Origin of the sequence: Crocinitomix catalasitica ATCC 23190 (assembly GCF_000621625.1) — a bacterium.
GTDB classification, from domain to species: domain Bacteria; phylum Bacteroidota; class Bacteroidia; order Flavobacteriales_D; family Crocinitomicaceae; genus Crocinitomix; species Crocinitomix catalasitica.
In genome coordinates this window covers 61,286-74,028 of record NZ_JHXV01000020.1, presented here as the reverse complement: position 1 = coordinate 74,028, position 12,743 = coordinate 61,286, and the positions used below count along the sequence as shown (strand labels likewise).

The following is a 12,743-nucleotide window of genomic DNA, read 5'->3' as shown; positions in this document are numbered from 1 at the left end:
TCCACCTTCGTCAAGACTATGATGGACAAGAAATAAGATTAAAGATAAAAGAGGTAAAGACTTACTCTTAATCAAAGCTTTCAGGAGAGCCCAAGAAGAGCAAGAAAACTGTTTTTTTTATGCATACATCCGAATAGGATCCGCTCAAACAAATTTATTTTGAACGGCAAATTTAACGAGACCCGCAACATTTTTAGATCCGGTTTTACTTAATAAGTTTTTACGATGCGTTTCAACCGTATACGCGCTAATGAATAATTTATCTGCAATTTCATTGGTATTTAATTCTTCACAAATAAGATCTAAAATTTCTTTTTCACGTCGTGTTAACTTAATATCTGAAGAAACTTTGTCTGAATTAAAACTATTCATGAATACTTTTTGGACATCTGTACCGTAGTATTTTTCTCCTTTCAACACCGTATTAATTGCTTCAAATAATTCAGATTTAGAGGTTGTTTTTAGCAAATAACCATCAACACCAATATCCAATAATTTTCGAATATAATTCTGGGTTTCGTGCATGGTAAGCATAATTATTTTAACCCCAGGAAATTTAGTTTTAATCATTTGAGAAGCTTCTATTCCGTCCATTTTAGGCATACTAATATCCATTAAAACAATCTGAACATCTAATTGAGGGAGCATCGCTAACACTTCCTCACCATTACCTAACTCTGCGATTACTGATATTTCATCTTCATCTTTAAAAAAAGAAGCAAGTCCTTCTCTAAAAACGGTATGATCATCTGCAATAATTAAATTTGTCATAGTGGTATATTTATGATGACTATTGTTCCTCTTCCAACTACCGAATCAAAATTAATTGTCCCGTCTAGCGCTTCAACACGTTTACTCAGACCTGAAATCCCCAAACCTGTATATGATTGATTTTGCATATCAAAACCAACACCGTTGTCTTCGAATAATAGATTTAGCTGGTCATCTTGTTTATTCAATTGAATCTCAACACTTGTTGCATTGGCGTGTTTGAGCATATTACTCACCAATTCTTGTACAATCGCATAAATTGATTGTTCCTTCTTTTTATCAAAATCGGGTAAGGACTCATCCATATAAAATTCTACCTCAATATTTTTAGCAGAAGAAATTATAGCGGCTAAATCCTTTAAAGCGCCTCTAAGTCCCAATTTAGCCAATCGACCGGAAGACAAATCGTGTGAAATTCGTCGAACATCTTGTACTGCTTCGTTCAACATCGAATTGACCTTATCAAATAAATCTTTATTCTCTTGTTTAATCAGTTGAATTTTTTCATCCATTAAAGAGAAATGCACCTTCACAGCAGATAGTGTTCCACCCAGTCGATCATGTAAATCTTGTGCTATTCGTTCCCGTTCATAATTCTGTCCTTCAAGCAATGAAGCATACGATTTTGCCTCTTGGTCTTTAAGAAGGTTATCAATTTCTTGATTCTTAACGTCCACTTCTAACTCCTTAAGCCGATGTTTCTGTTTCACATTTCGTACGACAAAAAATATCACAATTAGTATTAAAGCAATTGTTCCCATTAATATATAAATAATCAGTCTTTTATTTTCGTGTTCTATTGTAATTTTTTCTTTTTCAGCCTTTTCAAAAACTGCAGTCTGGATGGCTACTTTGGTCTGGTATTTCTTCTCAGCAGCTAAGATGGCATCTATTTTACCTTGGTCGAAAATGGAATCGCGGAGTACATCATATAGTTGAAACATTACAATCGCAGAATCAGACATGTCCAGTTTTGCGTAAGCTTCTGCGAGGTTGAAGTAGATATAATCTAAATGTTCTCTGTTACCTGTCTCGCGAGATACATCTAATGCTTTTTGGTAATAGACTACGGACGAATCGTAATTGGCAAGTTCATAATGACAAACGCCTATATCAATATTAGGATAAATTGTTGCGCCATATTGAGACAATTGATTAAATAGAGTACTTGCATCTTTATAATACCGTATTGCTTTACTTAAGTCATCTTTATAATAAAAAACATTCCCGATATTATTGTAAATATGCGCCATTCCAGAAGAGTCCTTTTCATCTTGATAAATTGCTAAAGCTTTTAAATGATAATAATAAGCACTGTCATAATTCTCATTAGCCGAATGTGCATTTCCCAGTCCAGCATAAATAGATTTTAAGTATGTTAAATTCCCGATTGACTCTTTGGTTTTTAAACTTTTATATAAATGTTTAAATGCTGTTTTTTGTTCACCTAGAGATAAATAAATTATCGCCATTTTCTCATGAGTAGATGCTGCATGACTTAAGTACCCGCTAGACTCTCTTATTTTTAAGGCTCTTTCTAAATAGTGAAAAGAAGAGTCGATATTTCCTAAAACATGATAGATATCACCTAATTTTGAATAACATTTTGCTTTAAAAAATTCACTTCTATCTACTTCTTCCGTGCCTATTAATTCATATAAAAAAACTCGAACGAAATTCGGCTCCTCGAAATTTTTAAGACAATAACGATTAATTTGACTCTCTAAATGTAGAGAATCAAAACAGAAGGTATAGTTCGTACCTCCTATAGTTAAGCTTAATAATAAAACAAGAAATCTCAACTTCTATACCTTATTTATCGGGTTGCTTATCCGGATGAGACGCTACAACTCGTTTCTTCTTTTTATCCTTAGTGTCAAAAATTTGTAGAATTATGGATTCAGAGAATAACCATTCATTAGTTGAAACATTAACATCAAAATAAAAAGTTCTTGCTGGATACAATTGTGCATTTCCAGGAATCATCTTTTTAACAGGAATTTCAATAATAATTCCATTTGCAAAGCAACTATTATTGATATTCTTCGTTTTTTTCTTTACAATTCCATTAGTATCTAAAACAATGTTATTCGGCAACTGTGCAAAAACTCTAATACTCTGCCCACCCCCCCATGAGTCTATATCTATTCCACTCACTAATAATATTGTATCACTCGCATTGTTTGGATAAAGTAAAAGGTTATCCTTTAAAAAGAAAATTGAATTGTTATAAGGTATTTTAGAAGTAGCCATTACAATTTCACTGCATAAAGGCGGTGAAATTGCAGGATCACCATCCTTTACTATATTTGTCGTATCAGCTAATTCTCTATTTTTAGAATCTTCACTGACTGATTCTTCTCCCCCACACCCCATCAAAAACAAACTAAAACTAAATAATATTACAAAGGACTTTTTCATAGGATAGGATTTAAATTTCGATTAAAATACAAATATATCCGTAAACAAAACACATAACATGCCTGATAATTACCAAATTAGAAATCCCTGTTTTCAGGGATATGAGGAATTAGAAATTAATAGAAATTTGTACAGGTCTTTTTATTACCGATTCATAAACCCAACTCTACCGAAGGATCCCAGAAGACGTCTTTGAAGCCCGCTATTTTATCATTTTCTATTTTGTGTCCTTCGGTTTTTAAACGCTCTTCCATATCTGTCGGCGTTTTAAAATGCATTTTTCCTGTGAGTAAGCCATTCCGATTAACTACACGATGAGCAGGTATAGGTTTTTCGCGGGAATGAGAGGCATTCATAGCCCAACCGACGACGCGACTTGATTTTTTGGCACCCAGACAAGCTGCGATAGCACCATAAGAAGTAACTCTTCCATGCGGGATTAGTTCAACTACTTGAAAAACCTTTTCAAAAAAGTCTTTGTGCTGATCCAAGTTTGAAATTTATTAAGATTTGAAATACGATTGATATCTTTGTTGCGGTGGTTGACCAAATAATAAATATTTTCTCCAACACAAGTAAATAACATAGGTTCTTGCTTATTTTGTTTACCAAGTCCGCGAGGAACTAAAACAAAATAACCTTTAAATACAGTATTCAACTGACGTTGTTCATTCTTTATTGCGAGTATCGTGTCTACAGTATATCGCTCTTGGTATTTTGCAGAATCCATCCATTTGAACCTACCGAAAAACGATCTTTTTTTCAATTGTCTTTTTGAAAAAACATGATCCACATTCAACAAATTCGGATTTATATTGCTAATTTCTAAACCATTAGGACTATATAATTCTAATAGAATTTTCTCTTCCTCCAATTGTTCTGAAAAAAATAAATTTTTAATTTGACCCACAGTTTGTTCAGGTCCAGACACATGAATGGTAGACAATTTATCCTCTATATAGTTCTTATTTAATTCCAAAAAGCACGGTATTTCACTTATATGACGAATTAAAATCGGATGCGTTGCCTAATTAATTTTAAATTGGCAATATTTTATATCAAATCCTTTTTCTCCGAACATTACTTCGTAGACGGTTGATATTTTCAAGACCTCTTGTTCTTCTGTGTTAAAGTCTTTCAACATATCATCATAGATATTCCAAGATGAATAGACCAACTCGAGATTTAATTCTTTTATAACGTCCAGGGTTGATTCGAATAATAAGTCGCTATCCGTTTTTAAATTAATAATTCCACCAGGTTTTAAGAACTTTTTGTATTTGTCTAAAAATATTTTTGACGTTAATCTTTTATTCGGTTTTTGAGGTTGCGGATCAGAGAAGGTCAACCATATTTCGTCGATTTCATTTTCCTCAAAAAAGGCATCAATAAAGTCAACTTTTGTTCGAAGAAAAGCGACATTTTTAAGATTGTTTTCTCGCACAATATTCGCGCCTTCCCAAATTCTAGCCCCTTTAATATCAACACCTATATAATTGCGATTGGGCAAAAGTTTTGCCAAGCCTGTAGAGTACTCCCCTTTTCCACAACCCAATTCAACTACAATCGGTAATTCATTTTTAAAAATATCCTTCTTCCAAATTCCTTTAAAATCGGAATCACCTTCAAGCGCTCGAAAAAGATCAGGTTCAAAAACAAAATCCATCGATTTGATATCGGCGAATTTTTTTAATTTATTCTTGGCCATAACCTATAAAAGATTGTTTAGGTTTTTTAGATGATCTGTAATTTCTCTGAGGATATCGTCTTTAGGATTTGGGTCAGCAATGTGGCTGTGAAAATATTCTGACAATACCAATAAAGGTTCAAAAAGGTTCTCTTCGAATAAAGTTTGTTCAATATTTTCAATGATTGTAATACATTCAACCGCCTCCATCAAATCTCCTTCTATTCCAACTTGAACAATTTCCTTTAAATAAGTAGTATAATCCAATCCTGAATTCCATATTGATGACAGCATAATTAATCGCTGTTCAACAAATCTTTTATCTAAAAGAAATTTTGCAATTTGAGCCGGTACTTTAGTCGACTTAACTGTATTGAGCAGGTCAATTATTTGTCCTTGAACTTCACCGTCATCATTATTCTTTAATGTTAATAATAAGGGTTCAATAATCGATTCGTCACCATGGATTTTAAGTGCTTTAATAGCATCAACGATTTCTTTATTCGTTTCAGCATTTAATTGAGCAACTAAGTCCTTTAGCTTTTGTGACTTTAGATCAACTTTATTTGTCATTGAATTAATTTTGGGCAAAGTTACTGTTTTACCATTGAAAGAAAAAATAAAAGCAAACCTATAAGCCGGGTTCTGTTGCATATAAATATGCATCCTGTCATTTATCTAGGCCTCAAGTCGCCTTGAGGCTCAAGCCATCTACCCTCCGAGATCAGCCGGGTTAGCCTCAATCCTCGGTTTACATGATGTTTCAACGCATGAGGTTTACCTTGCCTCTACAAATCACTTTGAGAGCGGTGAGCTCTTACCTCACCTTTTCACCTTTTCCATCAACATAGTTGACGGTAGTTTATTTTCTGCTGCACTTTCTGTACCCACCTAAGTGAATCCTTCCAGTTAGGAAGCATGCTACCCTTTGTTGCCCAGACTTTCCTCCTCCATAACGGCGGCGACAAGACGGTTTGCTTTGCTGTAAAGTTAATTGAAAAGAATTGAGTTGAGATAATCAACAGCACTAATCTGCAAATATTTATTCAATCTCAATAGCAGATACACCATGAATATTGGTTAACTGTAATGAATCCGTAAGTGTACTATTATAAAGTACAGCATTAAATTGAAAGTTAAACAATGCAAAATTCTGGTCTCCTTGTTTTGGAAAGAATTGAATCACACTATCTATTTGAATATTTTGGTTTAAATTATTTTGACCAAGATTAGATGTATACCATTCTCCATTCTTGAAATAAGAACATTCCATTTTACCAAAATTGTCTTTTTCTACTTTATTCGGTATTTCATAAAACTGATCCATTTGCCAAAAATGTTGGCCTCCCTTTATTCGCAATAAAGTTTCATAGCTGAATAAATTATTATCCTTATCAAGCACTGTATGATTAACAAGGTATACACCATCTGTCAAATGTCCCACATAGAATTGCCCAGTCCCTACTAAAGAGTCGTTAATAAACCATTTATGTTTGGCAGTGAAATTATTTGAAGAAAGGAAAATTGTACTGTCAGAACCTTGCGACTCAAAACGAGCATTAATAAGTTCGTTTTCGAATCCATGATTCAACGTCACATTAAAAACTTCCTCACCTATATCTTGAAATTTAATTTGCAAAGTCTGTTTACCATATTTTTCAACCTCTATATTATCAACATTCTCAAACACGCCCAATTCATTCTTAATTTGCATGTATTTTTTCTGGTTACCCATTGCTTGAAAATCGAAATAAATTCGCCCTTTTTGATGAACCAAAAATTGTTTTTCTCCGGCAGTCAAAGAAGGAGAGAATGCCTTATCTTTTTGTTGATAACTCTGCGCAAAAGAAATTTTAAAAATTTCATTGATTGAATCATTCTTAATCTCTCCTGAAAAATATCTTATTCCTCTTAAATTTTCTTTATTAAAAGTAATTCTTAAATTCTCTGCATTTACTTCAAAATTAAACACCTCTCCATCAATCGCACCCTGCACTTGATATACAGGATTTGAGTTTTCGGACAAATTAGGTAATGGCACCTTTTTACAAGCGACAATAAATCCTATAATGGTTAATATTTTAAGTCCAGTAACTAATCTCATTTCTTTCCTGAAAACAATTTATAATTCAAACCTATTGTAAAATTCATTTCACGATCTGTAAAATCACTTAACATAAAGGCGTTTTCTGTTCGATCAAAAAGTCCAAAATTGGCATTAATATTTGCTTCAAATCGATTATTCAAAATAAACCCATACCCTAAGGAGAATCTCATATCATACGTTTGAATTCCTTCTGTTATACCCCAATTATTATTCTCTGTTTGTATTCCTCTTCTGATATCCTGTTGAAAAGCTAAATTACTTTGAACAGATAAAATTCGTTCAACACCTACACCAAATTTTAATTTATGTTTTGGTGCGACATAATAATTGAAAAGTACATTTAAATTTAAGTACAATAATTTCTTGTATTTAACTTTAAACCAAGTACGTTCCGTATTTCCATTATATAGATAGATCTTCTCTCTATGTTCAACGTTCAGATTATTCGGTTGTATAGAATTGGCTTGCATACTTAAACCATATTCATAACGATTAGAGCGGGTAGATCTTAACAGTTCAATTCCACCAGACAACCTTGAATTATAAGAATATGATTCTTCTGAGTAATTATTCCCCCCACCTACTTGAGCAAATAAGTTCACGTCAAAGTGAGGTTTAAGAGGTAGCGCAACAATCTGAATTAATTCAGCGTTATAAAAATCATAATTTGCAATTCTCCTCGGATTATTATTAATCAGGGTAATATTTAACTCTTCAACACTCTCTACTTCAATATTTTCACTTAATGAGTTCAATGGTGTTGCAATAGATTTAGTTTCTGTCACAGTTCTATACCCCATTAAACGGGCTTCAGGTTCAACAACATTTGTTACTTGTTCTATAGTTTGAATTGTATTGGTATTTTGAGTGGTGTTTTTTATTGCATCTTCATATTTTACATCTTCATTTTCACTCTCTGTTGCTGCTGATGATTCGACTAATTCAATATTATCACTATTCATTCCGCTTGCTTTACTACCTGCTAATAAATGCTTTTCACCTAAATCATTCCCATTATTATTTAAAGTTGGAGTTGATTCTGGTGCGCTAATATTTTCATTCGTATCATTCGAATGATTATTCAATACCGTTGCTGACGCTGACGAAATAGTATTTTTATTATCTGAGTGCTGATCTGATTCAACCAAATCTGTTTGATTCGTTCGATCTTGAATATCCATTTCTTGAAAATCAACTATACCGTGCAGTGAATTATCAATAATTGAAGGCATAAAACCATTTTGAATTCCCGCAAACGATATTAGGAGTAGAATTGTAGCAACTGCTGACCACCTTAAAATAAATTTCTGACGATCTTCTTTTTCCAGTAAGACTTTGGCCTCATTCCAATAATTAGTATTGTATTCATAATGCAAACCTTCACTTTCGAGTGCTGCATTCGCTTCATTCCAAAAAGAGCTATTATAATTTGACTTATAATCGTTAGACGCTGACAAAAAGGCTTCATCCATTTCCAATTCAGCACGACTTTCATCAAACTGTTTCCAATAGCTAGGATCATAAACCATTGTTATTTTATCGGCAAACACTTTAAAAGATTCGTCTAAGAATGCATTATCAATTTCTGCTCCGGCATCGACAAAAGGCGCTGAGAAAGGAATATTATCCGCAGCATTTTTAAATGCATTATCTAATTCATCATCTTGTAGATCAGCCAAAGCATCACTCCAGAAAGATTGATTATAATTTACATTCAATTCATTATCGAGCGCTTTAAAACGCTCATCCATATTTTTATTCTCCTCTGTCATTTCAAACCCACATTTCCCTATTTTCTGACATTTTCAATTTATTCACCATTTCTCTAAGCAATTTTCTTGCGTTAGACAAATGCCATTTAGAAGTACCATCTGAAATATCTAATAAATTACCAATTTCTTTATGTGTATATCCATCAATAACATAAAGATTAAATACTTTTCGTGAAATATCTGGTAATTTTTTAAGCATCCCCATAAGGACATCCATTTCTAATTTAGACCAAACTGAATTCTCAACAGTCTTCACGTGAATTTCTAATTCGCGATCGGTTTCTTTAGAATCTACTAATTGAATATAATTCTTATTCTTTCTAAATTCATCAATGATTGTATTGATCGTTATTCTTCTTACCCAAGCTTCAAAAGGCGTATTGGGTTTTATTTTATCTAAATTTTTGCATATTTTGACAAAGCCCAAATTCAGAATCCCGCGAGCATCTTCCTCATTTCTGTGGTATCGCATACAGGTTGGCATTAATTTTACATAATACCATTCGTACATTTTTTCTTGGGCACGTCGATCATTCTTTCTACATGCATCAATAATATCTTGATCAATCATTCAATTCAAATTATATGAAAAAGAACCAGCCAAACTTACGTTCAGCTGGTTTTGAATAAGTAGTTTGATCCACTTTGTTGCATTAAACCCTTAACGACAACAAACTTCACAATATATATAACGAGAATTAGTAATTTAGGGTTGGTAAAAAACTTATTTATTTTCATTTTATGCTAAAACTAATATTAATTCGGCACGGAAAAGCTACAAAATCCAGTTTATCTGGAAAAGATTTTGACCGCGAATTAAACAAAAAGGGAACTGCTCAGATTAACCAAGTTGGTTTTATTTTAGAACGCGACGCTTATCATATAGATCAAGTGATTAGTTCGTCTGCACAGCGGACTACTGAAACTGCTGAGATTTTAAATTTTTATATCGGTTATTTGAAAATTAATTTTGACAAACAGCTTTATTTGGTAGATAAAAACGCGATTTTGCATCATATCATAGACAAAGGGAAAGGAGATACAATATTATTCGTTGGCCATAATTTTGGTATTAGTGAATTCGCTTCAAGTATTACGGGAGAAGAATATTCGATGTCAACTGGTATGTTAATAGAAATAGAATTCGACATAGAAGATTGGTATCAATTAAAGTGGGGTACTGGAAAAGTTGTGCGTATCATTGTACCTAAAGTTCAAGCATTTTAATGTGAAAAAAATTGAAGACAAAATAATCTTAGGAATTGATCCAGGAACGAGTGAAATGGGATATGGAATTGTCCACATTAAAGGTAAAGAAATGACCTTAGTCACATTTGGTGTAATTCATCTTTCAAAAATCAAAGAACATCCTGATAAGCTCAAACGCATATTTGATAGAGTTGACGAATTGATTGTAAGTTACAAACCCGACGAAATGGCGATTGAGGCACCATTCTTCGGCAAAAATGTTCAATCCATGTTGAAACTAGGAAGAGCACAAGGCGTGGCCATTGGAGCAGCATTGAATAAAAATTTACCTTTTGAAGAATACACGCCCAAGAAGATAAAACAATCTATTACGGGAAGTGGAAACGCATCTAAAGAACAAGTTGCCGCTATGTTACAACGCTTGTTAAATATTAAAGAATTGCCAAAATACTTAGATGCTACGGATGGTTTAGCAGCTGCAGTATGTCATCATTTTCAAGGAGGAATAGGTGAACATAATAAGTCGAAATCGGGATCTTGGAAGGCTTTTATATCCGACAACCCAACTAAAATTAAACAACGTTAAAATTGATTATTATTCATTTCGGCATGGAGATTGTATTCATCTAGAAAAACAGAAATTAAATCGTCACTAAAAAATGCTGAATCTGGCTAAAATTCCATGAAGATTCTACATTTTTAATTATATTCGATAAAAATTATTAAAATGAAAAAATTATTTATTGCCTTAATTATATTAATCATTGGAAACACAGGATTTTCCCAGTTGGTATCCACTCACGGAGCAGATTTCATCTCAGAGAATGCTAATTCTCCAGTTGTTGATATAGAACAAATTGGTAGATTGATTACCGTTGCAAGTATAGAAGATGGAACTATTGTAGTGCGCAGATTTTATAGAGGTAAATGGGAACAAATCGGTGAATCTACAATCAGTGGTATTAAGAAAGCAGTAAAATTGGATTTATACAATCACAAAAATACGCCATATGTATTTTGTTACTATGACAATAAAATGTCTGTTATTAGAAGTATGGCCGATGTATGGGAGACTGTAGGTGAGGTTAGTTTTGGATCTGGTAATATCACCGACCCTGAATTTGCTATTATTGGAGAGAAACCATATATCGTTTATGAAGATGCTGACTATGAAATGTTACGTATGATTTCTCTACTTGACAATTCGTGGTATGATGTGGACTTAATATCTACAGAAGAGGCAAGTGATTATAAAATAGCAGCAAATATTCGAGGCGATTTATTTATGGCCTATACCGATGGTAGTGCGATTAATTTCAAAAAAGTAAATCAAACAACTGAAATTTCAGAATGGCCTTCTTTGACGAAGCCACTTAAAATTGAAAATATTAACGAAATATTCGATTTTGAATTCATTGATAACAAAGCTTATTTAACCTACCCTAATGAAATGGGTTCACCAGTTATTATAAGTCTTGAAGACGCGGCAAGTAAATGGGAAACATTAGAAGAGTTAGAGACAAAGTCTACTTTCGGAGGTAAGGACATAAACTTAGTTATTTCTGAATACTTTTTCTTCACGGCAAATAGTAAAACAATTCAAGTTGCGCAATTCTTAAAGAACAATAAGAAGGGGAATTGGGGTAATGTAACAAATCTATCTGCACGCAAAACTACATGCGTTGCTTCTACGGAATACAATAGAGTTATATACGTTGCATTAATTGAAGTAGGCACCAATAAATTAATTGTGAAAAAGATTGAAAAGGGTGAAGATGATGACAAAGTAATTGAGCAAGATTCTAAATTAAAGAAAAAGAAATAATTCAAAATAGAGCAAAAAAAAAATCTACCGTAATCGGTAGATTTTTTTTTTGTGCTAATTTTTTGAACTATGACAATCGAATTGCTTCAGCTATAGTCGCTAATTCATCATTCGTTAAAGTCAATTTATCTGAAGCAAAATTCATATCATTCATACTATTAATAGGAATTAAATGAATATGAGCATGAGGGACTTCTAAACCAATCACAGTCATTCCAATTCTATTACAAGGAAAGGCTTTTTTAATCTTTATTGCAACATTTTTAGCAAAGATTATCATCTCTGATAGTAAATCATCTTCTACATCAAATATATAGTCCACTTCTTTTTTAGGAACCACAAGAGTATGTCCTTTTTGAAGTGGAGAAATATCTAAAAAGGCAAAGAATTTGTCGTTCTCTGCTATTTTATGAGAAGGAATTTCACCGGCAATTATTTTTGTGAAAATACTAGCCATAATTAACGTGTTATTTCAATCACTTCAAACTTCATAATTCCATTTGGAACTTGAATATCGGCAATATCACCCACAGACTTGCCTAATAAACCTCTTCCAATTGGAGAGTCAACAGATATTTTCTTATCCTTTAAACTAGCCTCATTTTCGGCGACTAAAGTATAAGTTAATTCCATACCATTATCAACATTCTTTATTTTAACGTTACTTAAAATAAGCACCTTAGTTGCATCTATATCTTTATCATCTAACACTCTTGCATTAGAAATAACCGTCTCTAACTTGTTTATTTTAGCTTCCAATAAACCTTGTGCTTCTTTGGCTGCATCATACTCCGCATTTTCTGATAAATCACCTTTATCAATTGCCTCACCAATTTGTTCTGAAATAGATGGTCTTTGCACGGTTTTCATGTGGTGCAATTCAGCTTTAAGCTTATCTAAGCCTGCCTTTGTGTAATAACTAATATCTGCCATAACATAATATTTAAACGT

General features: G+C 32.9%; 15 protein-coding genes and 1 other RNA gene. 3 read left to right on the top strand and 13 right to left on the bottom strand.

The window, feature by feature from the left end; all coding sequences use genetic code 11:
* Positions 1–144: 144 nt before the first annotated feature.
* The 11 genes from T367_RS0112430 to T367_RS22270 form a co-directional block, all read right to left on the bottom strand.
* Positions 145–771: a response regulator transcription factor gene (locus T367_RS0112430; protein WP_027420143.1), complete on the bottom strand. Its 627-nt coding sequence runs from the start codon at positions 769–771 to the stop codon at positions 145–147.
* The gene (locus T367_RS0112425) at positions 768–2,573 is read right to left on the bottom strand and encodes a tetratricopeptide repeat-containing sensor histidine kinase (protein ID WP_027420142.1); all 1,806 of its coding nucleotides are present in this window, start codon (positions 2,571–2,573) and stop codon (positions 768–770) included. The genes T367_RS0112430 and T367_RS0112425 overlap by 4 nt, the downstream gene beginning before the upstream one ends.
* A 10-nt stretch (positions 2,574–2,583) precedes the next feature.
* Positions 2,584–3,192 carry a hypothetical protein gene (locus tag T367_RS0112420; RefSeq protein ID WP_157454221.1) on the bottom strand — a complete coding sequence of 203 codons (609 nt, stop codon included), beginning with the start codon at positions 3,190–3,192 and terminating at the stop codon, positions 2,584–2,586.
* Between the two features lie 152 nt (positions 3,193–3,344).
* Entirely contained in the window at positions 3,345–3,683 is a 339-nt protein-coding gene (locus T367_RS0112415; RefSeq protein WP_027420140.1) for an MGMT family protein, read from the bottom strand.
* Complete coding sequence (locus T367_RS24930; RefSeq protein ID WP_157454220.1) at positions 3,641–4,171, bottom strand: hypothetical protein; 531 nt, start codon at positions 4,169–4,171, stop codon at positions 3,641–3,643. Before T367_RS24930 ends, T367_RS0112415 begins: the two co-directional genes overlap by 43 nt.
* Before the next feature lie 48 nt (positions 4,172–4,219).
* Complete coding sequence (trmB, locus tag T367_RS0112410) at positions 4,220–4,900, bottom strand: tRNA (guanosine(46)-N7)-methyltransferase TrmB (protein WP_027420139.1); 681 nt, start codon at positions 4,898–4,900, stop codon at positions 4,220–4,222.
* Positions 4,901–4,903: 3 nt separating this feature from the next.
* A complete protein-coding gene (locus T367_RS0112405; RefSeq protein WP_072032200.1) occupies positions 4,904–5,452 on the bottom strand; it encodes a hypothetical protein in 549 nt (182 codons plus the stop codon).
* Positions 5,453–5,497: 45 nt separating this feature from the next.
* An RNA gene (gene rnpB, locus T367_RS24000) (RNase P RNA component class A) lies at positions 5,498–5,860 on the bottom strand.
* Positions 5,861–5,921: 61 nt separating this feature from the next.
* Positions 5,922–6,983, bottom strand: coding sequence for a hypothetical protein (locus T367_RS0112400; RefSeq protein WP_027420137.1), 1,062 nt, complete (start codon positions 6,981–6,983; stop codon positions 5,922–5,924).
* Positions 6,980–8,758, bottom strand: coding sequence for a hypothetical protein (locus tag T367_RS0112395; RefSeq protein WP_027420136.1), 1,779 nt, complete (start codon positions 8,756–8,758; stop codon positions 6,980–6,982). Before T367_RS0112395 ends, T367_RS0112400 begins: the two co-directional genes overlap by 4 nt.
* A 1-nt stretch (position 8,759) precedes the next feature.
* Positions 8,760–9,329, bottom strand: coding sequence for an RNA polymerase sigma factor (locus T367_RS22270; protein ID WP_051568530.1), 570 nt, complete (start codon positions 9,327–9,329; stop codon positions 8,760–8,762).
* A gap of 170 nt (positions 9,330–9,499) precedes the next feature.
* Here T367_RS22270 and T367_RS23995 point away from each other — a divergent pair, with 170 nt between their 5' ends.
* The 3 genes from T367_RS23995 to T367_RS0112375 all read left to right on the top strand — a co-directional run bounded on the left by T367_RS23995 (position 9,500) and on the right by T367_RS0112375 (position 11,792).
* Positions 9,500–9,985, top strand: coding sequence for a SixA phosphatase family protein (locus tag T367_RS23995; protein ID WP_051568529.1), 486 nt, complete (start codon positions 9,500–9,502; stop codon positions 9,983–9,985).
* A 1-nt stretch (position 9,986) separates the two neighbouring features.
* Positions 9,987–10,553 carry a crossover junction endodeoxyribonuclease RuvC gene (ruvC, locus tag T367_RS0112380; protein ID WP_027420135.1) on the top strand — a complete coding sequence of 189 codons (567 nt, stop codon included), beginning with the start codon at positions 9,987–9,989 and terminating at the stop codon, positions 10,551–10,553.
* A gap of 141 nt (positions 10,554–10,694) precedes the next feature.
* A complete protein-coding gene (locus T367_RS0112375) occupies positions 10,695–11,792 on the top strand; it encodes a hypothetical protein (protein ID WP_027420134.1) in 1,098 nt (365 codons plus the stop codon).
* A gap of 67 nt (positions 11,793–11,859) precedes the next feature.
* On the opposite strand, the gene T367_RS0112370 is transcribed toward T367_RS0112375, so the two are convergent.
* A complete protein-coding gene (locus tag T367_RS0112370) occupies positions 11,860–12,249 on the bottom strand; it encodes an HIT family protein (protein WP_027420133.1) in 390 nt (129 codons plus the stop codon).
* 2 nt (positions 12,250–12,251) lie between these two features.
* Complete coding sequence (gene greA / locus T367_RS0112365; protein ID WP_027420132.1) at positions 12,252–12,725, bottom strand: transcription elongation factor GreA; 474 nt, start codon at positions 12,723–12,725, stop codon at positions 12,252–12,254.
* Between the last annotated feature and the right edge of the window lie 18 nt (positions 12,726–12,743).

Excerpts from the sequence above, each read along its gene's own strand:
- T367_RS0112395 (WP_027420136.1), bottom strand. The coding sequence starts at position 8,758 with ATGACAGAGGAGAATAAAAATATGGATGAGCGTTTTAAAGCGCTCGAT.
- T367_RS0112430 (WP_027420143.1), bottom strand. The coding sequence starts at position 771 with ATGACAAATTTAATTATTGCAGATGATCATACCGTTTTTAGAGAAGGA.
- T367_RS0112420 (WP_157454221.1), bottom strand. The coding sequence starts at position 3,192 with ATGAAAAAGTCCTTTGTAATATTATTTAGTTTTAGTTTGTTTTTGATG.
- T367_RS0112370 (WP_027420133.1), bottom strand. The coding sequence starts at position 12,249 with ATGGCTAGTATTTTCACAAAAATAATTGCCGGTGAAATTCCTTCTCAT.
- T367_RS23995 (WP_051568529.1), top strand. The coding sequence starts at position 9,500 with ATGCTAAAACTAATATTAATTCGGCACGGAAAAGCTACAAAATCCAGT.
- T367_RS0112405 (WP_072032200.1), bottom strand. The coding sequence starts at position 5,452 with ATGACAAATAAAGTTGATCTAAAGTCACAAAAGCTAAAGGACTTAGTT.
- trmB (WP_027420139.1), bottom strand. The coding sequence starts at position 4,900 with ATGGCCAAGAATAAATTAAAAAAATTCGCCGATATCAAATCGATGGAT.
- T367_RS22270 (WP_051568530.1), bottom strand. The coding sequence starts at position 9,329 with ATGATTGATCAAGATATTATTGATGCATGTAGAAAGAATGATCGACGT.
- T367_RS0112400 (WP_027420137.1), bottom strand. The coding sequence starts at position 6,983 with ATGAGATTAGTTACTGGACTTAAAATATTAACCATTATAGGATTTATT.
- greA (WP_027420132.1), bottom strand. The coding sequence starts at position 12,725 with ATGGCAGATATTAGTTATTACACAAAGGCAGGCTTAGATAAGCTTAAA.
- T367_RS0112375 (WP_027420134.1), top strand. The coding sequence starts at position 10,695 with ATGAAAAAATTATTTATTGCCTTAATTATATTAATCATTGGAAACACA.